This window comes from Streptomyces sp. NPDC058576 (assembly GCF_042718715.1).
Classification (GTDB): domain Bacteria; phylum Actinomycetota; class Actinomycetes; order Streptomycetales; family Streptomycetaceae; genus Streptomyces.
This window is the reverse complement of record NZ_JBHXPF010000010.1, coordinates 106,571-128,683: the sequence shown is the minus strand read 5'-3', so window position 1 is coordinate 128,683 and position 22,113 is coordinate 106,571. Positions and strand designations below refer to the sequence as shown.

At 67.5% G+C, this 22,113-nt stretch carries 20 protein-coding genes, 3 pseudogenes and 1 riboswitch; of the genes and pseudogenes, 16 read left to right on the top strand and 7 right to left on the bottom strand.

The window, feature by feature from the left end:
* Window positions 1-11 precede the first annotated feature (11 nt).
* The 9 genes from ACFWRV_RS11210 to ACFWRV_RS11170 all read left to right on the top strand — a co-directional run bounded on the left by ACFWRV_RS11210 (window position 12) and on the right by ACFWRV_RS11170 (window position 9,432).
* Complete coding sequence (locus ACFWRV_RS11210; RefSeq protein ID WP_384331676.1) at window positions 12-1,892, top strand: WD40 repeat domain-containing protein; 1,881 nt, start codon at window positions 12-14, stop codon at window positions 1,890-1,892.
* Window positions 1,889-2,878 carry a clavaminate synthase family protein gene (locus tag ACFWRV_RS11205; protein ID WP_384331673.1) on the top strand — a complete coding sequence of 330 codons (990 nt, stop codon included), beginning with the start codon at window positions 1,889-1,891 and terminating at the stop codon, window positions 2,876-2,878. Before ACFWRV_RS11210 ends, ACFWRV_RS11205 begins: the two co-directional genes overlap by 4 nt.
* A gap of 73 nt (window positions 2,879-2,951) precedes the next feature.
* On the top strand, window positions 2,952-3,488 hold the full coding sequence (locus ACFWRV_RS11200; RefSeq protein WP_384331670.1) for a hypothetical protein: 537 nt from the start codon (window positions 2,952-2,954) through the stop codon (window positions 3,486-3,488).
* Window positions 3,489-3,493: 5 nt separating this feature from the next.
* Complete coding sequence (locus tag ACFWRV_RS11195; RefSeq protein ID WP_384331667.1) at window positions 3,494-4,072, top strand: HAD-IA family hydrolase; 579 nt, start codon at window positions 3,494-3,496, stop codon at window positions 4,070-4,072.
* A gap of 67 nt (window positions 4,073-4,139) precedes the next feature.
* A complete protein-coding gene (locus ACFWRV_RS11190) occupies window positions 4,140-5,207 on the top strand; it encodes a phytanoyl-CoA dioxygenase family protein (protein ID WP_384331664.1) in 1,068 nt (355 codons plus the stop codon).
* Window positions 5,189-6,532: a DUF6271 family protein gene (locus tag ACFWRV_RS11185; RefSeq protein WP_384331661.1), complete on the top strand. Its 1,344-nt coding sequence runs from the start codon at window positions 5,189-5,191 to the stop codon at window positions 6,530-6,532. Before ACFWRV_RS11190 ends, ACFWRV_RS11185 begins: the two co-directional genes overlap by 19 nt.
* The gene (locus ACFWRV_RS11180; protein ID WP_384331658.1) at window positions 6,523-7,686 is read left to right on the top strand and encodes a type III PLP-dependent enzyme; all 1,164 of its coding nucleotides are present in this window, start codon (window positions 6,523-6,525) and stop codon (window positions 7,684-7,686) included. Before ACFWRV_RS11185 ends, ACFWRV_RS11180 begins: the two co-directional genes overlap by 10 nt.
* A gap of 13 nt (window positions 7,687-7,699) precedes the next feature.
* Window positions 7,700-8,269, top strand: a complete 570-nt coding sequence (locus ACFWRV_RS11175) for a GNAT family N-acetyltransferase (RefSeq protein ID WP_384331655.1) — start codon at window positions 7,700-7,702, stop codon at window positions 8,267-8,269.
* Window positions 8,269-9,432, top strand: coding sequence for an MFS transporter (locus ACFWRV_RS11170; protein ID WP_384331653.1), 1,164 nt, complete (start codon window positions 8,269-8,271; stop codon window positions 9,430-9,432). Before ACFWRV_RS11175 ends, ACFWRV_RS11170 begins: the two co-directional genes overlap by 1 nt.
* Before the next feature lie 459 nt (window positions 9,433-9,891).
* Here ACFWRV_RS11170 and ACFWRV_RS11165 read toward each other — a convergent pair.
* Window positions 9,892-10,685, bottom strand: a pseudogene (locus ACFWRV_RS11165) (IS481 family transposase); the annotation flags it as partial.
* Between the two features lie 14 nt (window positions 10,686-10,699).
* On the opposite strand from ACFWRV_RS11165, the gene ACFWRV_RS11160 reads away from it, so the two are divergent.
* A complete protein-coding gene (locus ACFWRV_RS11160) occupies window positions 10,700-11,458 on the top strand; it encodes a M56 family metallopeptidase (RefSeq protein WP_384331649.1) in 759 nt (252 codons plus the stop codon).
* 7 nt (window positions 11,459-11,465) lie between these two features.
* Here the strand turns inward: ACFWRV_RS11160 and ACFWRV_RS11155 are convergent.
* Window positions 11,466-11,824: pseudogene (locus ACFWRV_RS11155) on the bottom strand (ArsR/SmtB family transcription factor).
* Between the two features lie 215 nt (window positions 11,825-12,039).
* Between ACFWRV_RS11155 and ACFWRV_RS11150 the strand changes: the two are divergent.
* A pseudogene (locus tag ACFWRV_RS11150) lies at window positions 12,040-13,241 on the top strand (IS110 family transposase).
* Here ACFWRV_RS11150 and ACFWRV_RS11145 read toward each other — a convergent pair.
* Entirely contained in the window at window positions 13,233-13,556 is a 324-nt protein-coding gene (locus ACFWRV_RS11145) for a hypothetical protein (RefSeq protein ID WP_384331646.1), read from the bottom strand. The pseudogene ACFWRV_RS11150 and the gene ACFWRV_RS11145 overlap by 9 nt on opposite strands.
* A 288-nt stretch (window positions 13,557-13,844) precedes the next feature.
* Here ACFWRV_RS11145 and ACFWRV_RS11140 point away from each other — a divergent pair, with 288 nt between their 5' ends.
* From ACFWRV_RS11140 to ACFWRV_RS11125, 4 genes are all read left to right on the top strand, one after another.
* Window positions 13,845-14,075, top strand: coding sequence for a hypothetical protein (locus ACFWRV_RS11140; RefSeq protein ID WP_384331643.1), 231 nt, complete (start codon window positions 13,845-13,847; stop codon window positions 14,073-14,075).
* Between the two features lie 415 nt (window positions 14,076-14,490).
* Window positions 14,491-15,021 carry a DUF4396 domain-containing protein gene (locus ACFWRV_RS11135; protein WP_384331640.1) on the top strand — a complete coding sequence of 177 codons (531 nt, stop codon included), beginning with the start codon at window positions 14,491-14,493 and terminating at the stop codon, window positions 15,019-15,021.
* A gap of 139 nt (window positions 15,022-15,160) precedes the next feature.
* Entirely contained in the window at window positions 15,161-15,571 is a 411-nt protein-coding gene (locus tag ACFWRV_RS11130) for a four-helix bundle copper-binding protein (RefSeq protein WP_384331637.1), read from the top strand.
* Between the two features lie 277 nt (window positions 15,572-15,848).
* Window positions 15,849-15,947, top strand: coding sequence for a DUF6233 domain-containing protein (locus ACFWRV_RS11125; RefSeq protein WP_384331634.1), 99 nt, complete (start codon window positions 15,849-15,851; stop codon window positions 15,945-15,947).
* Window positions 15,948-16,492: 545 nt separating this feature from the next.
* Here ACFWRV_RS11125 and ACFWRV_RS11120 read toward each other — a convergent pair.
* The 4 genes from ACFWRV_RS11120 to gcvT form a co-directional block, all read right to left on the bottom strand.
* A complete protein-coding gene (locus ACFWRV_RS11120; protein WP_384331631.1) occupies window positions 16,493-17,878 on the bottom strand; it encodes an L-serine ammonia-lyase in 1,386 nt (461 codons plus the stop codon).
* A 205-nt stretch (window positions 17,879-18,083) separates the two neighbouring features.
* Window positions 18,084-19,343, bottom strand: coding sequence for a serine hydroxymethyltransferase (gene glyA / locus ACFWRV_RS11115; RefSeq protein WP_384331628.1), 1,260 nt, complete (start codon window positions 19,341-19,343; stop codon window positions 18,084-18,086).
* 19 nt (window positions 19,344-19,362) lie between these two features.
* Window positions 19,363-19,740 (bottom strand): glycine cleavage system protein GcvH, encoded by a 378-nt coding sequence (gene gcvH / locus ACFWRV_RS11110; protein ID WP_384331625.1) that lies wholly within the window; start codon window positions 19,738-19,740, stop codon window positions 19,363-19,365.
* A gap of 111 nt (window positions 19,741-19,851) precedes the next feature.
* Window positions 19,852-20,976, bottom strand: coding sequence for a glycine cleavage system aminomethyltransferase GcvT (gene gcvT / locus ACFWRV_RS11105; RefSeq protein ID WP_384331622.1), 1,125 nt, complete (start codon window positions 20,974-20,976; stop codon window positions 19,852-19,854).
* 173 nt (window positions 20,977-21,149) lie between these two features.
* A riboswitch (glycine riboswitch) is annotated at window positions 21,150-21,247 on the bottom strand.
* 163 nt (window positions 21,248-21,410) lie between these two features.
* On the opposite strand from gcvT, the gene ACFWRV_RS11100 reads away from it, so the two are divergent.
* Complete coding sequence (locus tag ACFWRV_RS11100) at window positions 21,411-22,085, top strand: AAA family ATPase (RefSeq protein WP_384331619.1); 675 nt, start codon at window positions 21,411-21,413, stop codon at window positions 22,083-22,085.
* The last annotated feature ends 28 nt before the right edge of the window (window positions 22,086-22,113 follow it).

Sequence of the window (22,113 nt, the reverse complement as noted above, 5' to 3'; positions counted from 1 at the left end):
TCGAAAAGATCATGCGGACAGTCGACGTATTCCACCCGCAGTCCCCGAGCAATAGCACTGCCGTTCACGCCTCCCCCCAGACCTCCGTCGCGTTCAGCCCGGACGGCGTCCACTACGCCAGCGCCGGGTACGACGGCCGGGTGGCCCTGTGGGACCGTTCCGGTACCGCCCCTCTCTGGGTCGGCCATCACTCGCGGCTGGTCAACGGGGTGCGGTTTTCACCCTCGGGCCAGCTCCTCGCCAGCGGTTCGGCCGACAAGACCTGCCGCATCTGGGATGTGGCCACCGGCCGCCAGATCCAGTTGCTCGCACGACAGCCCGATGATCTCAACGCACTGGCATGGCTGGACGAGAACCGTCTGGTCACGGTCTCGCAAGACGGGACGGGCCGGATCTGGGACATTCGCACCGGCGTACTCCAAGATGGTGTGATCTTCCATAGCGACCACTGCATGTCTGTCGACGCCGCCCCCACGGGTGTGCTGGCCAGTTGCGGCGAGGATGCGACCATCCGCCTCTGGGACACCAACGGCTCGCTTCTACGCGACCTGCCCCAGGCCGGTCACGCCGAGATGTGCCGCTGGTCCCCCGACGGAACTCTCCTCGCCGCAAGCTGTGACGACGGCTTTGTGCACATCGTCCGCACCGACGGTGAGCTGGTCGCCAAGGTCGGCCCGTACACCGCGGCCGTGAAGTCGGTTGCCTGGTCCCAGGACGGCTCCCGGATCGTCATCGGAGCCTATGACAGCACGATCACCCTCTGGGACATCGCCGATTGCCGCCCGCTGGTGCGCTGGCACGGCGCGCACCTGTGGCCCCGCTCGGTGGACTGGTCCGTGGACGGCAGGACCGTGATCGCAGGTACGTTCTCGGCTCTGCCCGCGGTGATCGACGTGCCCGAGATCCCGGCGGGTGCCCTGCCCGACGAAGTACGGGAGATCGCGCTTGAGGCACCGGTGTCTACGCACGGCGTCAACCACGTCTCGGCCGCCGGCGAGGTGCTGGTGGCGGGCAGCGACAACGGCACGGTCCGCGTCTGGAACCACCCCGGCGCCACCGCGACCGAGGTACCGGTGGGCAACGGCAGCCTGATCAACACCGTCGCCGTCTCCGCCGAGTTGCCCGGACTCGTCGCCTACGGCTCGTTCTCCGGGCGGGTGGGCGTGGCCGATGCTGTAACCGGACGTGATGTCGCCTCTGTCGAGCGCGAGCATCCGGTGAACCGGGCCGCCTGGTCCCCGAACGGAAAGCAGCTGGCGGTCGCCGACTACGAGGGCGGGCTCGACCTCTACACCTGGACGGGGAGCGAACTGGTCCCCGGAGTCCACTACGAGGGCCATGACGGGGCCATCAAGGACGTGTCCTGGGTGGACGCTGACCGGCTGGTCACCTACTCGACCGACCGCCAGGCCCATCTGATCACCACGGAGGGTGCGCTGATCCGCTCCTTCGGCGGTCACGGCGAGTTGATCAACGGTGGGTCTGTGACCACGGTGGCAGGCAGGGCGCTGCTCGCCACGGTCTCCCGAGACCGCACCAGTCGCATCTACGACCTGGAGACCGGAGAGCTGCTGCAGGTCCTGGTCGGCCATGACGAGTCGGCCAAGTGCGCGGCCTGGCACCCGGGTGGCAAGCCCTTGCTCGTCACGGGCTCGTACGACTACACCGGCCGGCTGTGGGTCCTGGACCCCAAGAGTCTCGCTCCGCTCCACAGCCATGTGCTGGAAGGGCACGGCAGCGCGGTCAGCGCGGTGTCCTGGCTCGGCGACGACGCGATCACCGCATCCTGGGACAGCCGGGTACTCGCCTGGCCGCTGAACGCTGACCCCACCCGGGCGCCGGTCCCGGTCGAGCTGGCCACGGACTGGCAGATCCAGGGAGACTCCCGATGAAGTCCACAAGCCTGAAGATGAGTTCCCCTGTCACGCTGGCCCTGTCTGACGACGAGACAACGAGGGTACGGCGGGTGGCGGAGAGCGTGTGCCACGCTGCGGACAGCCGGTTGGACGACCCGGAGATGGCCGCTGCGGCACGCGGAGGCTGGGAGGAGCTGCCGGGCGGCCTTCGGGCGGCCGTGCGCACCTTCCGCCGGGACTCGGGGGAAGGTGGGGTGATGCTTGTGAGGGGGCTTCCGGTCGACGAGGCTCTGCTTCCGCCCACCCCGACGGCGGATGGCTCCGTCCGCCGGGAGGCGACCGTGCCGGCCGCTACCCTGCTGATGATGGCGGCTGGTGGCCTGGGGGACCCGGCCGCGTATGCACCGGAGAAGTCCGGTGCTCTGGTGCAGGACGTCGTGCCAGTGCCAGGCAAGGAGGATTTCGAGGGCAACGCGGGGTCCACCCTGCTCTCCTTCCACATCGAGAACGCCTTCCACGTGCACCGCCCGGACTTCGTGATGCTGCTGTGCCTGCGCGCGGACCACGACGGTGCGGCGGGGTTGCGCACCGGATCGATACGCCAGGCGCTGCCTACGCTGTCGGAGCGGACGAGGGAAATCCTTTCCCGCCCGGAGTTCAGCACGCAGCCGCCGCCCTCCTTTGGGACCGCGGACGGAGCCACGCCGCCACGCCCGGTGCTTTACGGCGACCCGGAGGACCCAGACCTGCGGGTGGACTTCTCCGCAACCACGGCTATGACGCTCGAGGCGCGCCAAGCGCTCGTCGAGCTGGAGGCGGCTATCAACGCCACTGCCCATACGGTCTGGCTGACACCGGGGGATCTCGCGATCGTAGACAACCGCGTGACCACGCATGGAAGGACCGCCTTCCGGCCGCGCTACGACGGGTGCGACCGCTGGCTGCTGCGCACCTTCGCGGTGGCTGATCTACGACGCTCCCGTAGCCATCGTCCCGGCGACGGCTACGTGCTGAGTCACTGAGCACCTCTGCCTGCCGGGGCCCGGTCTTGGAGGCCGGGCCCCGGCGCTCACACACAACAGCGGGAACTAAGGCATGCCATCCATGAATACGGGGCTTCACATCAATGCCGTCGCCCTGGAGAACTCCCGCCGGATCTGCGCGATCTGGAGAGTGAGCGTACCTGCCGATCAGCAGCAGGCCTGCAAGTTCGCGTTCGCCCTTCTGCTACCGCGTCGTGGGACGGAGCAGGACTGGGCCGCCGAGACCGCCCTCCGCGCGGTCGAGGACCAGCGATTCCGCGACGGGCCGGTCTGTGTGGACCTCACCACCACGGTAGACGGCATCGCGGTGGATGCGCTGCGGCCCGGTCTGTGCGGGTCCGATCTACTGGAGATGTCCCGTGCGGCGCTGGGCGAAGGCCAGCAGGAATGGGCCGAGCTGGCTCATGAGGATCCGTCGGCCTTCCACGCCGCGGCGTCCGACAGCTACGTGATGCTGCGCCATGCCGCAGTTGTGACGGAGCGCGACCCGATGGGTCCAGGGGTCCCCATCCATATCGTCCACGAGCGGGAGCCCCGGGTCCTACAGGCATACGTGGCAGCACTTCTCGCGAACGCCGGGGCGAGGTAGACGTCGTGATCATCGCCTTCGATCTGATGGACACCCTGGTGTCGGACCCCTACAAATCGGCGCACGAACAGGCCTTCGGTATCACGTATGAGGAGTTCGAGCAGCGTCGGCCCGAGGGCCTCTATCACCGCCTGGAACGCGGCGAGATGAAGGAGGAGGCCTACTGGGCCGCTCTGCGGGACGTCGGGTTGTCGTTTGACACATCGGTCTTCCACCGCACGAGGAGGAGCGGCTACACATGGCTGGAGGGCATGCGCGAGCTCGTGGCGGAGTGCGCGGGCGTGCATCGGACCGTGATCGCGTCTAACTACCCCTCGTGGATCGAGGAGATCGGACGGGACATGCTCGAAGGAACGGGGCTCGAGATCTACGCCTCGTACCGGTTCGGAGTGCGAAAGCCGTCCGAGCGGTTCTTTCACCTGCTGTGCGAGAAGACCGGTGTCGAGCCACGGGATCTTGTCCTGATTGATGACACGCGGGCGAACACGGACACGGTTATAAGGCTCGGAGGTCTCGGTATTCCCTTCGAGTCGGCCGTCGCCACAAGACAGCAGCTCCGCAGCAGCGGTGTGCTGAGCGGCTGACCCGACGGAGCACTTAGCGGGGGCGACAGTCCTCATTCACCGCACATGGAAAACTTGGAGTGACTACATGCCCGACCCCACCCCCTACCTCCATCGAGCTGCCTCGGAAATCCCGTACTTCAGCGCCGACGGTGAGTCCTATGTTGCGCCGACTCCGCTACAGGATATACGCAAATCCCGGCCGCTCCGTGTGCTGTCCGAAGAGGATTTCGCGTTCTGGCAGACGTACGGATACGTCATCGTCCGGCAGGCCATTCTCCCTTCCGCCGCAGAAAAATTGCTGAAATTCACATGGGACTTCCAAGGATTGGATCCCGCCTGGCCTGACACCTGGTATCCCGAACGGGAGTTCGGCTCGGACCTGGAACGAGATCTTTATATCTACGGCTTCGTTGAGGCCTACCACCACCAACTCATCTGGGACAGCCGTCAGGCGCAGCGGGTCTATGACGCGTTCGTCGACGTATGGGACTGCGAAGAGCTATGGGTGACGCTGGACCGGCTGAACCTCAACCCGCCCAACGTCAAGAACCGCGACCGGGCGTTGATAGCCCCCACGGACAAGGGCTTCGACATCGAGCTCCACTGGGATATCGAAAGCAATCTGAGGGTGCCGCCGCAGCGGGTTCAGGGGATCATCGCGCTCAACGACACCCGGCCGGACTGTGGCGGATTCCAGTGCTCGCCGGAGTTGTTCCGCCGGTTTGACCACTGGGAGGCCAGCCAGCCGGACGACCGGGACCCGATCAGGCCCGATGCCGACCGCTTGGAGTACCCGGTGGTCCGGCCGGCACTAAAGGCCGGTGACCTGCTGATCTGGAACGGTCTGCTGGCCCACGGTGTGGAGCGCAATACCTCGGAGAACAGTGTGCGCTCGGTGCAGTACCTCTCGATGATGCCCGCGCTGGAATCGCACCAGGAGATGCGGCGCTCCCGGATCGACTCATGGCGTCACCTCAGCACACCGGACTGGAACAAGACGCTGGTCGGCGACTCAACAACGCATGAATCCCTCCGGTACCCCGCGGCCGAGCTGACCGATCTCGGCGCGAAGCTACTGGGGCTCACTTCCTGGAACAACGGAGACGACGGACGACGACTCAAAGGAGTGCGGTCATGCGCCGTATCTGTCTGACACTTCCCACGAACCGCGCTTGTGCGGACACGATCTCGGCGATCGGCGGCGAGGCCGACTACGCCGCGCGACACTTCGACGTCGAGGTGCACCTCTTGATTCTAGACTCCTCCGACCAGAAGACGTTCACGGAGCACGCTATGGTCGTCGCCAACGAACGCCGGGCGCCGCATGTGCACGTGCACCATCTAGGCGAAGAACAGCAGCGGGAATTTCTGCAGCGGGTGATCGACCGTTCGTCGGCCGTCAAGCCGGACCTGCTGCTCGATCTGATGCTCCCGTCCAACGTCTCCTACGGAGCATGCACCAATCGCGCCTTCCTGATCGCCAGTGCTCTCGGGTGCGAGTCGGTACACCGCAGGGACTCAGACAGTGCCTTCCAGGTTCTGGACGGCACGCCCGTCTACCCCATTCACCATGAACTCGCCTCGATGGGCAGGCGTGCGGACGACGCGGCGAGTGGCGTCGCGGAGACCTTGCTTGATTCGGCGAACGCACAAAAGCAGGTCGTGCTGGTCGGCAGTTCTTTCGTGGGCGAGCTATCGGTGGACATCGGCGAGGTGCAGGCGCTCGACCCGGGGATCTACTACGACGTCGTGAGCCTGTGGGCTCCCGAGGTGTGGTCGGAGAGCAGGAAGCGGGAGCTGGTGAACGAGTCCTTCCGGGGGGCGGGCACGGAGCTGTTCGTCCAGGACCATTCGCTCCTGACCATCGTCGATCCCCTGCGGGTCGATATGTGCAACATTAGTCTCCACTGCGAGGTGTACGAGAACGTCCCGCTGCCCCCAGCGATCAACACCATCGGCAGTGACTATTTCCTCATGCACTTGGTGCACGACGCGAAACTTCCAGGCGTACTGCACAACCGCAACATCGTCAACTTCTATACACCGGAGCGCCGCACCGACGCCGGATTCATGGCGTACCACGGGCGGCTGACGAAGTTCTTCCTGTCAATGCTGTACTTCCACGACATCTACGGCCGGATGGCCTCCGCCGGCGAGGCGCTGCTCGACGGGCACAACCGCGTCCGCCCCGCGACCCTAGCCGAGTTCGCCCGGCAGAGCACCCGACTGGACCGGTCCGAGAACAGACGCCGAATGGACGTCCTCGACCGCTCCTACCGAAAGCTTGGCGGCCGGTACGCCGAGTTCGCCGGCCTCCTGAGGGAGGATAGGGAGCGCCTGCTCGTCGAGGCGCAGGAGGACATCGAGGACTTCGTGCTCCTGATCGAGGCGTGGGGACCGATGGTGCGGGCGAGCAGGACCGTGAAGGATCACCAACCCGCCGGCCCGTCCCGCCCGGGCCTTCGATCATGGATGTGAAAGCACGTGTGCGCGAAGCGCTGTCAGCTGCATCCGAGGATGTGATTGTTTTTGACCTCCCGGGGATCGAGCGGCAATTCACGGATCTGCTCGATGAGTTGCCAGACATATCCGTCCGCTTCGCGATGAAGGCCTGTCCGGTGGACGAGGTTCTGCTCCGCCTCGCGGAACTGGGCTCGGGGTTCGACGCAGCAAGCCCGAAGGAGATCGAGCAAGCCATCAGGACCGGTGTGCCGATACAGAAGATCCATTATGGAAACACCATCAAGTCCGACCGGACCATCACCGACGCGTATCGCCTGGGGATCAGGGACTTCGCCACGGACAGCCTCGCGGATGTGACGGCGATCGCGGGCCATGCCCCCGGCGCCCGGGTCTTCTGTCGACTGGCCACCGATGGATACGGGGCGCTGTGGGGTCTAAGCCGCAAGTTCGGCTGCTCGGCATCGAACGCGGTCCAGGTGATGGAAGCAGCGCGGTCGATGGGTCTAAAGCCGGCAGGCCTGTCGATCCATGTCGGCTCACAGCAGATGACGGCCGAGGCTTGGCGCAGGGCTTTCGAAACCCTGGCCGATGTGCTCGTGACGCTGAACCGGCGTGGGATCTTTCTGGACTACATCAACCTCGGCGGAGGCCTGCCTGCCCTGGGGTATGTCGACAAACTGGGCAGACGTCTCGATCCTCCGGTGGACAAGATATTTGCCGTGATCCGCGAGGGAATTCAGCATCTCAAAGAAGTCTCAGAATCCGAGCTTCAGTTTGTTATGGAGCCGGGCCGTCACCTGGTCGCGGACCACGGCGCCATCAGGGCACATGTCTTCCGACTAACCTCACGCCAGCAGATCGACGGTGAGCGGCAGAACTGGATGTATCTAAGCTGCGGTAAGTTTAATGGCCTGTACGAGATGGACGAAATCCAGTACAGTCTCTTCTTCCCTTCGCACTCCGGTACGGGATATGCCCCTGCTGTTATCGCGGGCCCGACGTGCGACAGTGACGATGCCTATGCGCACGAACGCAACCTTGCCCCTGTCCCCAGTGAAGCGAAATCCGGCGATCCGGTCTGGATATTTTCATGCGGCGCCTACGCCGCCGGCTACATGACTCAGGGCTTCAACGGATTCAGCCCCCTCCCCTACACGCTAATCAATTGAAGGGCGCGAGCATATGGGCCACAACGTGCGCCTACGAAATATCATCGAGGATGACTGGAGCGGCATCACGGAGCTTGAATCAAGAACATACACCGTAAATGACCTCTCGGAAGAGCGCGAGGTCTTGGAGTCCAGGTCCCACGCCTCTCCGGAAACCTGTTTCGTCCTGGAATTCGAGCACGAAATAGTGGGCTATGCGCTGGCGCTACCGTATCCGATCTTTCGATATCCCGATCTGGGTCGGACGGAGGATACCGTCTTTCGGTCGCGCAATCTGCATCTGCACGACTTCGTCATTGCTGAAGAGTTCCAGGGCAGGGGATGGGCCACGTACCTCCTGAATCATCTTGCCGATGCTGCCAGATCTAAGAAGTACGAGCGGATTTCGTTGATCGCCGTTGGTGGAAGCAAGAACTTCTGGTCAGCGAGTGGCTATGAACCTTACGGCGAGGTTGAACTGGCGCCAAGCTATGGCGCAAACGCGGTGTACATGTCCATGGCGCTCCACGGGGATCAGGCGATCCATATGAAGCTTGGCAGTAGCCCGATGCGCGGGGCGTCACGGAAGGGAGAAGTGGGCTGATGTCGGTGTTTCGAATAGGTGATGATTTTCGCCGTGCTCAAGTGGCGATCGCAGCATTGTTCTGCTTTCTCGGCTTCCAATACGCCACCTGGGCATCGCGGCTCCCCGCTCTCAAGGTGGAACTCGGTCTGAGCGAGGCGGAGGTGGGCCTCCTCCTAATGGCCTGCGGTGTCGGCGCGGCGGGTTCCTACCCCCTCGTCGGGCCACTGATGCGGAGGCTGGGCTCCAGGCGGCTCACGTTCCTGTCGGCTTTCGCCCTGGGGTTGCTCCTGCTCGCCCTGGCGGCGGCGCCGAACTACCCGGTCGCCCTGTTGATCATCTGCCTCGACGGTGTCGCCGTCGGGTGTCTGAACGTCGCCATGAATGCTCAGGGGGCCGCGCTCGAAGTCCTCTATGAGCGCACAGCGCTGTCCCAGCTGCACGCGACATTCAGCGCAGGCTCGCTTGGAGCCGCTCTCCTCGCATCGGGCATGAACCTGTGGACCGCGTCCCTGGCGGCACACTTCGGTGTGGCGGCGGTAATTCTGCTGCTGCTGATCGCCTACTCTCGGTCGGGACTGCTCACGGAAGACCCGCAGCCCGAATCCGAGGAGGGGAAGAGCCGACCCAAGCTGATTCTGCCGTCGCGGGTGATGATCTGGATGGGGCTGGCCATGGCCTTCGCCACGGTCACGGAAGGGGCCATGAACGACTGGTCTGCGCTCTACATGGAGAACGTGGTCAACGTCGGCGCGGAAGTTGCTCCGCTGGGCATCGCGGTGGTTTCGGTCATGATGGTCGTGGCCCGCCTCTTCGCCGACGGCTGGCGCACCCGCTGGGGGGACGACCGCGTCGTCCGCACCGGTAGCGTGCTGGCCGGTTCGGGGCTGGCGGTTGCCCTGCTGGTCGGTGGCTTGGCACCGACGCTTGCCGGGTTTGCCTGCGTAGGGATCGGTATTGCCGTCGTGACACCGTGCCTCTATGTCGCTGCGGCACGTCAGGGACCGGACGCACTGGCTCTTGTCGCCGCCATGGGAACCACGGGTCTGCTGGCGGGACCAGCGATGATTGGCTTCATCGCCAGCGCCAGCAGCCTGCTGTGGGGCATGAGTGCTGTCGCGGTGTCGGCTCTCCTCGTATTCGCGTGCGCCACGCGGATAAGGTGGAAGGTCGTTTCCCATTAAATGAGAGCGAACAGAATGCTGAGTCCGGATCAGGTCAATGGCCCTGAAGTGCTGGCTCTGTCGAGAGTTGCGTCGAATTCGAGATGTTGATCTGCATTACTTTCGATCATGCCGAGTGTTCATCACTGAGCTGATCGCTGTTCTGTTCCGCACTTCGTCAGACTGCATGTCGAGTACGTCCGACCTGCGGGCCGGACCGTTCACGTTCATGCGAGAGGCCGGGAGCCGTCTTTTCTGTCCCCGGACTGCGGTGCAGTCTCGGTCCTCGTGCGCTTTCGGTACGAACGCAGGATCTCCGACACGGCCGTGTTGAACCAGCAGACCGTGCTCCACCTGCGGGTGCGTCGGCTCTTCTACGACTCCGGGACCTGCGCGAGGACGACTTTCGCCGAGCAGATACCCGATCTGACCTTCCGCTAAGGGAGGTCGACCATCCTCCTGCGGATCGTACGCGAGGGCCTATGTGTATTGAGCCGCAGCGTTATTCACACGGCTGATGGGTGGCTGGCCTCCGAGTGCGGTGTGGCAGCGGTGGTGGTTGTAGGTGTGCAGGAAGTCTGCCAGGGCTGCCGTGCGCTCGGTGTTGGAGGTGTAGGGCCGCTGGTAGGCCCATTCGTCGGCGATGGTGCGGTTGAAGCGTTCGACTTTGCCGTTGGTCTGGGGGCGCTAAGGGCGGTCGCGCCGATGTCGGCCAGGGCTTGCTTCCAGACCAGGCCCTTGCGGTAGGCCCACGCGTTGTCCGTCAGAACGCGCTCGATCCGGGTGATGCCCAGGTCGGCGAAGAACGCGGCGGCCCGGGTCAGGAAGGCTGCGCAGGTCGCGACTTTCTCGTCGGGGTGGATCTCGCTGTAGGCGAGGCGGGAGTGGTCGTCGACGGCGGAGTGGACGTAGTCGAAGCCGACGTTGCTGCGGGTGGCGCGGCCGGCCTGGCGGCCCAGGGTCCTGTGGCCGCCGCCGTCGGGGATCCGGCCGAGCTTCTTCACGTCGACGTGGATCAGCTCGCCGGGGCGCTCGCGCTCGTAGCGGCGGATTAGCCGGCCGATGGGCCGGTCGAGGAAGGCCAGGCGGTTGAGGCCGTGCCGCGTGAGGACACGGTGCACCGTCGAGGCAGGCATGCCAAGGACCGGCCCGAGCCGTGCGGGTCCGAGCTTTCGGCCCTGGCGCAGGCGGCACATCCGGGCTTCGGTCGCGGCACTGGTCCGGTGTGGTGTTCGGTGCGGGCGGCTGGAGCGGTCGATGAGTCCGCTTTCGCCACGGCGGAGCCTGGATGGCACGGGGCATCGGCGAGGCCGCCCTCCTTGTCCTACTCGGCGGAGCGATCGCCATGGCAGGTCTGGCCATGCGCCGCTCCCTCGCCCAGCGCCGCGCGCGGGACCGCTTCCGCCTGACCGTGGACACGGACGGCGAAGTCACCGATGACCCCCTCGTCCGCGTGAACGACCACGACGGTCCCGCGGCGTTCTGCATCCCCGGCACGCGAGGGGAGGGCCGCATCGTGATCACGTCGGCCACCCGCACCTTGCTGACGGCCGAGCAACCGGCGGCCAAACTGGAGCACGAGCGGGCGCACCTGCGCCTGCGTCACCACCGCTCGATCCTGGCCGCGGACGTAATCACGACGGGCTTCGGGCGGTTCGGGCTCTTGCGTCGCTACGCCGAGCAGGTGCGGCGTCTGGCCGAACTGGCCGCCGACGACCAGGCATCAACCACCCACGGCCGTCTCACCGTGGCCGGGGCCCTGCTCGAAATGGGCTCCGCCGCACCCGCCGCCACCACAGTCAACGGCATGCCCGCCCTCACCGGCCCCGACGTCGGAGGGCGGATCCGCCGCCTCATCGCCGCACCCACCCGCCGGGCGCCTGCCCCGGTCGGGTTTCTCGCCCCGACGGCGCTGCTCGTTGCCCTGGTCGCACCCTCGGGCCTCGCACTCGCCCCGGCCGCGCTCCCCATGGACACCGCGAACCAGACCAGGGCCGCCGACGCCGAGCACCCCAGCGTCGTGAACCGGGCGGACAGTAGGCCGTAGAGCTCGGTCAGTCGTGGGAAGCCGTCCCGGTCACCCGGTGGTCGGCGTGGCTCAGCGCCTCGACCACCAGGCGGCGCTGATGCCCGTCGACCAGCCGATAGAACACATGGCGTCCCGCTCTTCGGGTGTCCACCAGCCCGCCGATCCGCAGCTTGGCCAGGTTCTGGCTCACCGCCGTGCGCGAGGCGCCACAGCTTTCGGCCAGCGAGCCCACATCCGCCTCTCCTTTTGCCAACAGCCACAGCAGGTGAAGTCGCTGAGATCGGACAACATCCCGAAGACGGACGCGGCCTCGGCCAGCCGGGTCGCGCCGCGCTGCTCGCTGCCTGCACCGGTCCCCCCGTTACCTTTTTCGTGGCTCCGCAATGGGGCCTCCGGCCTTCGGGTCCGGCATGGCTTCCCCCTCCTGTTGCTGATGATCCGGGGGGGGGGGGGACACCGGGCCCGAAGGCATCGACGGACCGCTGATGAGGGGCTTGAGCACCGGCTTCACCCAGGCCGGAAGAGCTCTCCGTAACGTGGATGTGGCAGCTCGATGCCGAGGCAAGGCCGGACGAAAGCGTGACCGGAGGGGCCTGCACGTGATCGACACGAGTGACATCGACGTCTTCCTCGGCCTGGACGTCGGCAAGGGCGAACACCACGCCACCGCCGTCACCCCGGCCGGCAAGAAGGCCTTCGACAAGCGACTGCCCAATACCGAGCCCAAGCTCCGCGAGTTGTTCGCCAAGCTGCTGGCCAAGCACGGGACGGTGCTGGTCGTGGTCGACCAGCCAGCTTCGATCGGTGCCCTGCCGCTGGCCGTTGCGAGGGACATGGGCTGCCCCGTGGCCTACCTTCCGGGCCTGACGATGCGGCGGATCGCCGACCTCTAACCGGGCGAGGCCAAGACGGATGCGAAGGACGCGTTCATCATCGCGGACGCTGCCCGCGCGATGCCTCACACCCTGCGGGCGATCGACGGCGAGGACGAGACCACCGCCGAGCTGGAGATGATCGTCGGGTTCGACGACGACCTGGCCGGCGAGGCCACCCGGGTCGCGAACCGGCTCCACGGCCTGCTGACCCAAATCCACCCGTCGCTGGAGCGAGTACTGGGGCCACGGTTGCAGCACCCGGCGGTGCTGGCCTTGCTGGAGCGGTTCGGGTCACCGGCCCAGATCCGCAAGGCCGGACGGCGGCGGCTGGTCACGCTGTTACGGCCGAAGGCCCCGCGGATGGCCGAGCGACTGGTCGAGGACATCTTCACCGCCCTGGACGAGCAGACCGTCACCGTTCCGGGCACCGAGGCAGCCGCACTGATCGTCCCGAGCCTGGCCGGATCCCTGGCCGCAGTCCTTGACCAGCGCAAACTCCTGGCCGGGCGGATCGAGGAACTTCTGGAGGCCCACCCTTTCGAAGGTCCTGACGTCCATGCCGGGAATCGGCGTCAGGACCGGAGCCAGGAGCCTCATCGAGGTCGGCGACGGCAGCACCTTCCCGACCGCCGGCCACCTCGCCGCCTACGCCGGACACTCGCCCGCGACCCGCAGTTCCGGGTCGTCGATCCGCGGCGAACAGCCCTCCAGGAGAGGAAACAAGCAGCTCAAGAGGGCCTTCTTCCTCTCCGCGCTCGCCGTCCTGGGCGACCCGGCATCGCGGGCCTTACTACGACAAGAAAATCGCCCAGGGCAAGCACCACACCCAGGCCCTGCTCTGCCTCGCCAGACGACGGGCCGACGTCCTCTTCGCGATGCTCCGCGACGGAACCTTCTACGAACCTCAACCCGCCAAGTCAGGCTGAATCGCCGAGAGCCCGCCGCGCTTCAGCCCACAGCCGCTCGAACTCCTCCGCGGGAATCTGGGCCGCCTGCGGCTGGTCCTGCCAGCCGTCCATGGGACCTTCGGCGAGAACGCCGTACTGCCGTTCATAGCGGAACATCGCCGCGAGATCGGCATGATCACGCAAGTGCAGCACCTCTTCCAAAGAAGCCGCCGTCACCGGACGCGAGTCCTGCCCCCGGACCTCAACCTGCCGCGCGGCCCAGCCCTCGTCATCGGCCTCGAAATGCAGCCACAGATCTTCGTCCTCGTAGTAGGTCCGGAACCAGGTCGTCATGCCGCAATCCTGACCCACGACCTTGACCAAAGAGATAGGGGCACCCCCCCGCGGAAAGCAACATCCCGGCCGCCGGTCCTGGGACCGGGCATCTGCACGGTCTCGGAATCGACCCGGCCGACGGCAGCGTCTACGCCGGGGCCACCTCGGCGTCTTCCGCCTCAGCGGCGGGGAGGCGGTCCGGGTGGCCGATTGCTACCAGGACACCATGGGCTTCACCATCACCGGCCCATCCACCTTTCGGGCCAGCGGCCACCCCTCCCCGACCGGCGCTCGCCCCGCCTGGGCTTGATCCGCAGCACCGATGCCGGCCGCACCTGGAAGACCCTCTCCGCCGAAGGCGAGGCAGACTTCCACTCCCTGCAACAGGCCAGCGCAGCCGGCGCAGCCCTGTACGGCTTCGACAGCCAGAGCGGCCGGCTCTGGGTCAGCGCCGACAACGGCCGCAGTTGGAGCAAGCGCGCAAAGCAGCCGCTTCTCGACCTCGCCGCACACGCCGAGGAGACCGAGACGGTGTAGACCGCCACGGGCAAGGGCCTTGAGCGCAGCACCTACGGCGGGCGCACCTTCAGCGGTGTTCCCGCTGCCCCCGGCCTAGTCGCCGTCAACGCGCTCGAGCCCGGCCTGCTGGTCGCCCTCGCAACGGACGGCCGCGTTCTCAGCAGCCATGGTGGCCGTCCTTGGACCGAGCAAGGTCGCCTTCCCGGTGCCGGTGATCCCACCGTGCCGGACCGCTGTGACAGCGCAGCGACTGCTGGCCTCCGACCGTACCGACTCCATCTACCAGTCCACCGATGCCGGTCGCACCTGGAAGGCCCTCCACCAGCCGGCACCAACGACGGAGGACCAGCAGAAGAATACCCCTAGGGGGTATATGGTTCGGATGTGAGGCCCGGAGAGCGGACCACACTGGACGGGAATGGGGATGAAGGTTATGGACCACAGCACTCACCAAACCGGCCATGCACACGACCCGGCCGCCCGTGAGGGCCACCGTGCGCACGCCGATCAACACGGGGAGCACGCGCACGGGGCGTCCTGGCCGACGGCCGCCAAGGCCACCCTGCACTGCCTGACCGGCTGCGCCATCGGTGAGATTCTCGGCATGGTCATCGGCACCGCGCTGCTGTGGGGCAACGTGCAGACCATGGTCCTGACGATCTCGCTGGCGTTCCTCTTCGGCTACTCGTTCACGCTGTTCGCGGTCCGCCGGGCCGGCCTGGACTTCAAGAGCGCGGTCAAGGTGGCACTGGCCGCCGACACCGTCTCGATCGCCGTCATGGAACTGGTCGACAACGGCATCATCGCCCTGACCCCCGGCGCGATGGACGCCCACCTGTCGGACGGACTGCTCTGGTCGGCGCTCCTGGGCGGGTTCGTCGTCGCGTTCCTGATCACCACGCCGGTGAACAAGTGGATGATCGGTCGCGGCCAGGGCCACGCCGTCGTCCACGCTTACCACTGACCTCCTACGCGCATCGCGCCTGGTGCACCGCCTGGTGCACCAGGCGCGTTCGCGCTGATGGGAGTTAGCTGGAGGTATACCGGGGGCTCGAGAGGCGGCCAACCGGATCCGCCGACCCCACGGTGAAGGAGGCATTCCCATGTCCACCACCGTGAAGGACATGCTCGCCACCTACCCGGCCGACCTCGGCGACGTCGACCGCGAGAAGCTCACCCGCTGTATCGAAGAGTGCATCGCCTGCGCCCAGGCGTGTACCGCGTGCGCGGACGCCTGCCTGTCGGAGGGCATGGTCGGCGATCTCACCAAGTGCATCCGCACCGACATGGACTGCGCCGACATCTGCACCGCCACCGCGTCCGTGCTCTCCCGGCACACCGGCTACGACGCCAACATCGCCCGCGCCATCCTCAAAGCCTGCGCGACCGCCTGCAAAGCCTGCGCCGACGAATGCTCCTCGCACGCCGACATGCACGAACACTGCCGCCTATGCGCCGAAGCCTGCCGCTCCTGCCAACAGGCGTGCAACGAAATGCTGCATGCCCTCGGCTGACCGCCCCAGGGCCGCGTGATCCCCTGCGCCTGCCACGTCAGCTCCAGTGCGGGCCTGGCGCTGCTCGGCACGGTGCCCGACCGGCCTCCTGACCCGCCTCGGCTCCGGGGTCTGCGGGTGTACATCGAGAAGCAGATCGCGGAGACCGACACGGATAGGTACATGGTTGGGGCTTCAGCGCGACGCGACCTTGGAAGCCCTCGCCTGAGCCGGGCGACCGACTCGCCGCAGCGGTCGCGACGCCGGTGGCCCGAGGGGCAGCCACCTTCCTCCTCCTGTGGCCGCCCCGAAGCCGCGAGTTGCTCTTACCGACCCGGAGTCCGAGCCGTGTCCGCGATGCCGCCCCGACAGCGAACTGGGCATCGACGTGGGGTGACCCTCCGGTGACCACGCTGGCCACGGCATCGAACGTCGCTTGGAGTGCGCGGCGGTTGTCGGACCCCGACAAGCACGTCGGTCTGCGCCGGAAACTGGCATCGTCCACTCCAGCAGCGCAAGCAGTGGTCACCGGCAGCTGCGTGGAGACGGGCGCCGGTGGACGGCCGGTGGACAGACGCCTTCGGACGAGCCAGTACGAGGCCGCACGGGGAAACCTGCCGCACGTGGTCTGATCAGGCAAAACGTGACCAGACGGCACGGCGCGGCACCATCCGACATGAACGCTTTCGGTCTCGTAATGCGTAGGTCTCGCTACCCGACGCGTGTACCGGTTGCACTCCGTACTCGACAACGGTTAGGGCGCATGGTCGTCCTGGAGGCACCGCGCATTCCTCAAGAACGCGGCAAAGCAGGGACATCTCAGGGACTTTTCAGGGACTTTCACGTCTGTCCCAGGGAGGTTCCAGGGACTTTCCGCCGCGTAAGCAGGGAAGGCCCTGGCAGCGCTGAAAGACGCGAACGCGCTGGTCAGGGCCCATCTGTCTAGCATTCGATGATGTTCACCGCGAGCCCGCCCCGCGCCGTCTCCTTGTACTTCACGCTCATGTCGGCCCCGGTCTCCTTCATGGTCTTGATGACCTTGTCGAGGGAGACCTTGTGACTGCCGTCGCCCCGCAGCGCCATCCGCGCCGCGGTGACCGCCTTCACCGCCGCCATGCCGTTGCGCTCGATGCAGGGGATCTGGACGAGGCCGCCGACCGGGTCGCAGGTCAGGCCCAGGTTGTGTTCCATGCCGATCTCGGCGGCGTTCTCCACCTGCTCGGGGGAGCCGCCGAGCACCTCGGCCAGGGCTCCGGCCGCCATCGAGCAGGCCGACCCCACCTCGCCCTGGCAGCCGACCTCGGCGCCGGAGATGGAGGCGTTCTCCTTGAAGAGCAGGCCGATCGCGCCGGCCGCCAGGAGGAAGCGCACGACGCTGTCCTCCTTCTCGGCCTCCGTGCAGCCGCTTGCCGCGAAGTTCATGTAGTAGTGCAGGACGGCGGGGATGATGCCCGCGGCCCCGTTGGTGGGGGCGGTGACGACGCGGCCGCCCGCCGCGTTCTCCTCGTTGACCGCCATCGCGTAGAGGGTGATCCACTCCATCGCGTGTGCCTGCGGGTCGCCCTCGGCGCGCAGCTGGCGGGCCGAGTTCGCGGCGCGGCGGCGGACCTTGAGACCGCCGGGGAGGATGCCCTCGCGGGACATGCCGCGCGAGACGCAGGCCTGCATGACGCGCCAGATGTCCAGCAGCCCCGAGCGGATCTCCGCCTCGGTGCGCCAGGCCAGCTCGTTCTCCAGCATCATCGAGGAGATGGACAGGCCGGTCTCGCGGGAGAGCCGCAGCAGTTCGTCGCCGGTCCGGAAGGGGTGTTTCAGGACCGTGTCGTCCGGGACGATCGGATTCTCCCCGGCCACCGCGTCCTCGTCGACGACGAAGCCGCCGCCGACGGAGTAGTACGTCTTCTCCAGGAGCGGGGCGCCCTCGGTGTCGTACGCGAAGATCGTCATGCCGTTGGCGTGGTACGGGAGCGCCTTGCGGCGGTGCAGGACCAGGTCGTCGTCGAAGGCGAACGGGATCTCGTGCATGCCGAGCAGATTGATCCGGCCGCTGGAGCGGATCTTCTCGACCCGGCCGTCGGCGGACTCCACGTCCACGGTCTGGGGCGACTCGCCCTCCAGGCCGAGCAGGACCGCCTTGGGCGTGCCGTGCCCGTGGCCGGTCGCGCCGAGGGAACCGTACAGCTCGGCCCGTATCGAGGCGGTGTGCGCGAGCAGGCCCTCGTTCTTCAGGCGGCGCGCGAACATCCGGGCGGCGCGCATCGGGCCCACCGTGTGGGAGCTGGACGGGCCGATGCCGACCGAGAAGAGGTCGAAGACCGAGATGGCCACGGGAGGACTCCTTGGGGGGTGGGAAGACGCCGTTGTCTGCCTGGGTGGTGCGGGAAACGGGCCGGTGGTGCGGTACGGGCCGGGGTGAGGCCCGCGGGACAGGTGGGGCAAAAGGTGGAGCGGGGGACATGGGACGGGGCACCACGCTCACCTTGTTCAGTGTGCGCGGTGCCCCGCCCTTTTGCGCAGAACCGCGGGCCAGGTGCTACTTCAGGCCGGGGTACAGCGGGAACTTCTCGGCCAGCGCGACCACGCGGGCCTTGAGGTCGTCCGCGTCGTAGGACGGCTTCAGGGCGGCGGCGATGATCTCCGCGACCTCGGTGAAGTCCTCGGCGCCGAAGCCGCGGGTGGCGAGCGCCGGGGTGCCGATCCGCAGGCCCGAGGTGACCATCGGGGGACGCGGGTCGTTCGGGATGGCGTTCCGGTTGACCGTGATGCCCAGCTCGTGGAGCCGGTCCTCGGCCTGCTGGCCGTCCAGCGCGGAGTTGCGCAGGTCGACCAGGACCAGGTGCACGTCGGTGCCGCCGGAGAGGACGGAGACGCCGACCTCGGTGACGTCGGCCTGGACCAGGCGCTCTGCCAGGATCCGCGCGCCGTCCAGGGTGCGCTGCTGGCGCTCCTTGAACTCCTCGCCCGCCGCAATCTTGAACGAGACCGCCTTGGCCGCGATCACGTGCTCCAGCGGGCCGCCCTGCTGACCCGGGAAGACCGCCGAGTTGATCTTCTTGGCGAGCTCCTGGGTGGAGAGGATCACGCCGCCGCGCGGACCGCCGAGGGTCTTGTGCGTGGTGGTGGTGACGACGTGGGCGTGCGGCACCGGGTTGGGGTGCAGGCCGGCCGCGACCAGGCCCGCGAAGTGCGCCATGTCGACCATCAGGTACGCGCCGACCTCGTCCGCGATCCGGCGGAAGGCGGCGAAGTCCAGCTGGCGCGGGTAGGCGGACCAGCCGGCCACGATCAGCTTCGGCCGGGACTCCTTGGCGAGGCGCTCGACCTCCTCCATGTCCACGGTGCCGCTCTCGTCGACGTGGTACGGGACCACGTTGTAGAGCTTGCCGGAGAAGTTGATCTTCATGCCGTGGGTCAGGTGACCGCCGTGGGCCAGGTTCAGACCCATGATCGTGTCGCCCGGCTTCAGCAGCGCGAACATCGCGGCCGCGTTCGCCTGGGCGCCGGAGTGCGGCTGCACGTTCGCGGCCTCGGCGCCGAACAGGGCCTTGATCCGGTCGATCGCGATCTGCTCGACGACGTCGACGTGCTCACAGCCGCCGTAGTAGCGGCGGCCGGGGTAGCCCTCGGCGTACTTGTTGGTGAGGACGGAGCCCTGCGCCTCCATGACCGCGACCGGAGCGAAGTTCTCCGAGGCGATCATTTCGAGGGTGGACTGCTGACGGTGGAGCTCGGCGTCGACGGCGGCGGCGACGTCCGGGTCCAGCTCGTGGAGGGAGGAGTTCAGAAGCGACATCAGGGGGTCCCTTAAGGTCTCAGTTGCCGGAGAACGCGGTGTACTCGTCGGCGGAGAGCAGATCGGCCGGCTCCTCCGCGACGCGCACCTTGAACAGCCAGCCGCCCTCGAAGGGAGCGGAGTTCACCAGCGAGGGGTCGTCCACGACGTCCTGGTTGGCCGCCGTCACCTCACCGGTCACCGGCGCGTACAGATCGCTGACGGACTTGGTCGACTCCAGTTCGCCGCAGGTCTCGCCCGCGGTCACCGTGTCGCCGACCTCCGGGAGCTGGGCGTAGACGACGTCACCGAGCGCGTTGGCCGCGTACTCCGTGATGCCGATGGTGGCCACGCCGTCCTCGAGGGCCGACAGCCACTCGTGCTCCTTGCTGTACCGCAGCTGCTGGGGGTTGCTCATGACCTGAATTCTCCTGTACGCGGGGGAGTGCTGATGAACGGTGGTCTTACGGTGTGAGACGCGACGGCGTGACGTCAGTGACGCCCGAAGAGCCCGGCTCGTCCCGGGATATCACTTCTGGCGCTTGTAGAACGGCAGCGCGACGACCTCGTACGGCTCGTGCGTGCCCCGGATGTCCACGCCCACGCCCTCGGTGCCCGGGGCGGCGAAGGCCGCGTCCACGTACGCCATGGCGATCGGCTTGCCCAGGGTCGGGGACGGGGCGCCGGAGGTGACCTCGCCGATCACCTGGCCGTCCGCGACCACCGGGAAGCCCGCGCGCGGGACCCGGCGGCCCTCGGCGATCAGGCCGACCAGCTTGCGCGGCGGGGCGCTCTCGGCACGCTCGGCGGCGGCCCGCAGCGCCTCGCGGCCGACGAAGTCGCCCTCCTTCTCGAACTTCACGACCCGGCCCAGGCCCGCGTCGAACGGGGTGAGCGCGGTCGTCAGCTCGTGCCCGTACAGCGGCATGCCCGCCTCCAGGCGCAGCGTGTCCCGGCAGGAGAGCCCGCACGGGATCAGGCCGTGCGGAGCGCCGGCCTCGGTCAGCGCCCGCCACAGCTGCTCGGCGTGCTCGGGCGCGACGAAGAGTTCGAAGCCGTCCTCGCCGGTGTAGCCGGTCCGGGCGATCAGCGCCGGAACCCCGGCGACCGTGCCCGGCAGGCCCGCGTAGTACTTCAGCCCGTCCAGGTCGGCGTCGGTGACGGCCTTCATGATGGCGGGCGACTCGGGGCCCTGGACCGCGAGCAGCGCGTACGCGTCGCGGTCGTCGCGCACCTCGGCGTCGAAGCCGCTGACGCGCTCGGTGAGCGCGTCCAGCACGATCTGGGCGTTGCCCGCGTTGGCGACGACCATGTACTCGGTGGCCCCCGCCTCACCGAGCCGGTAGACGATCAGGTCGTCCACGATCCCGCCGTCCTCCTGGACGATCATCGTGTAGCGGGCGCGGCCGCTGCCGACGGTGGCGATGTTGCCCACGAGCGCGTAGCTCAGGAAGGCGGCCGCCTCCGGCCCGGTGACGGTGATCTCGCCCATGTGCGACAGGTCGAAGAGACCGGCCCGGGTGCGTACGGCGTTGTGCTCGTCGCGTTCACTGGCGTACCGCAGGGGCATGTCCCAGCCCGCGAAGTCGGTCATGGTGGCGCCGAGCGAGCGGTGCAGTGCGTCGAGGGCGGTGAGACGGGGGGCAGTGCTCATGGATACGGCTCCAGGGCATGACGACGTCAGGACGAATCCTCCCCATCTGTCATCGGAACCTGAGAGGTTCGCCGATAGCCCCTGGCGGGGTATGCCCCTGGGGGGCGCCCGGTTCAGGGGGCTCGGCTTGCACCTTGGGTGGAGCCGCTGGGCGGCTCGCTTTTCAGATCTGCCTCATCCACGCGGTACGGGGCCTGAGAGATTCAAGGGAGGATCTTGCTCCTTCGGCGCCCGGCTCACACTGTGGCCGGAACTCTCCCGCGCGGATTCGAACGGCCGGTATGCAGTTGGCGGGGTCATCATCGCACGCATTGGGGGAGAGTGGGGGGCCAGGTCCCCACGCAGGTGAAGACGGCGAGGTCGGTTGTGCCGTATTGCCTTTTCTTTACACTTCAGGGGCAGGCGAGGGTGACCCGACGGCAGGGGGATGGGCGATGACGGTGCAGCGGTCGGTACCGACCGCGGGGGTCGCGCACGGCGCGATGCCCGCACAGCCCGGCGCACCCGTGCGGGAGCTGCTGGGGACCCGCGCGCCGGTCGTACGCGATCTGCGCGGGCGCACGGGCTACGGCCCGCACAGCCTCGATTTCGCCGCCTGTGACATCGTCGTGGTCTCCGGACTCCCCGGCAGCGGGAAGTCCACCCTCATCCGCCGGGCCGTGCAGGCCCGGGCCATCGACTCCCAGAACACCCGCGACCGCTGGTCCGCCGCCCTGCCCCGTTTACTCCCCTACGCCCTCTACCGCCCCCTGGTGCGCGCCGCGCACTACCTCGGCCTCTGGAACGCCCTGCGCTCCGGCGAATCCGTCGTCGTGCACGACTGCGGCACCCAGACCTGGGTACGCCGCTGGCTCGCCCGGCACGCCGTGAGCCGGGGCCGCACCCTCCATCTGGTCCTGCTCGACGTGACGCCCGAGGTGGCCCGGCAGGGGCAGCGCGAGCGTGGTCGCGGCGTCTCCGGCTACGCCTTCGCCCGTCACCGGCACGCGGTTGCCCGGCTGCTCCGCGACACCGAACAGGGCCTGCTGCCCGCCGGCTGCACCTCCGCGGTGCTGCTCGACCGCGAGGGCGCGGGGACGCTCGGCCGGATCTCCTTCACGGACGCCTGAGCCCCGGCCGCCCGCTCCGGTTAAGGTG

What these genes read in the sequence shown, in the direction of transcription:
- ACFWRV_RS11210 (WP_384331676.1), top strand. Translation starts at nt 12, where the DNA reads ATGCGGACAGTCGACGTATTCCACCCGCAGTCCCCGAGCAATAGCACT.
- ACFWRV_RS11205 (WP_384331673.1), top strand. Translation starts at nt 1,889, where the DNA reads ATGAAGTCCACAAGCCTGAAGATGAGTTCCCCTGTCACGCTGGCCCTG.
- ACFWRV_RS11200 (WP_384331670.1), top strand. Translation starts at nt 2,952, where the DNA reads ATGCCATCCATGAATACGGGGCTTCACATCAATGCCGTCGCCCTGGAG.
- ACFWRV_RS11190 (WP_384331664.1), top strand. Translation starts at nt 4,140, where the DNA reads ATGCCCGACCCCACCCCCTACCTCCATCGAGCTGCCTCGGAAATCCCG.
- ACFWRV_RS11185 (WP_384331661.1), top strand. Translation starts at nt 5,189, where the DNA reads ATGCGCCGTATCTGTCTGACACTTCCCACGAACCGCGCTTGTGCGGAC.
- ACFWRV_RS11180 (WP_384331658.1), top strand. Translation starts at nt 6,523, where the DNA reads ATGGATGTGAAAGCACGTGTGCGCGAAGCGCTGTCAGCTGCATCCGAG.
- ACFWRV_RS11175 (WP_384331655.1), top strand. Translation starts at nt 7,700, where the DNA reads ATGGGCCACAACGTGCGCCTACGAAATATCATCGAGGATGACTGGAGC.
- ACFWRV_RS11170 (WP_384331653.1), top strand. Translation starts at nt 8,269, where the DNA reads ATGTCGGTGTTTCGAATAGGTGATGATTTTCGCCGTGCTCAAGTGGCG.
- ACFWRV_RS11160 (WP_384331649.1), top strand. Translation starts at nt 10,700, where the DNA reads ATGGCACGGGGCATCGGCGAGGCCGCCCTCCTTGTCCTACTCGGCGGA.
- ACFWRV_RS11145 (WP_384331646.1), bottom strand. Translation starts at nt 13,556, where the DNA reads ATGACGACCTGGTTCCGGACCTACTACGAGGACGAAGATCTGTGGCTG.
- ACFWRV_RS11135 (WP_384331640.1), top strand. Translation starts at nt 14,491, where the DNA reads ATGGACCACAGCACTCACCAAACCGGCCATGCACACGACCCGGCCGCC.
- ACFWRV_RS11130 (WP_384331637.1), top strand. Translation starts at nt 15,161, where the DNA reads ATGTCCACCACCGTGAAGGACATGCTCGCCACCTACCCGGCCGACCTC.
- glyA (WP_384331628.1), bottom strand. Translation starts at nt 19,343, where the DNA reads ATGTCGCTTCTGAACTCCTCCCTCCACGAGCTGGACCCGGACGTCGCC.
- gcvH (WP_384331625.1), bottom strand. Translation starts at nt 19,740, where the DNA reads ATGAGCAACCCCCAGCAGCTGCGGTACAGCAAGGAGCACGAGTGGCTG.
- gcvT (WP_384331622.1), bottom strand. Translation starts at nt 20,976, where the DNA reads ATGAGCACTGCCCCCCGTCTCACCGCCCTCGACGCACTGCACCGCTCG.
- ACFWRV_RS11100 (WP_384331619.1), top strand. Translation starts at nt 21,411, where the DNA reads ATGACGGTGCAGCGGTCGGTACCGACCGCGGGGGTCGCGCACGGCGCG.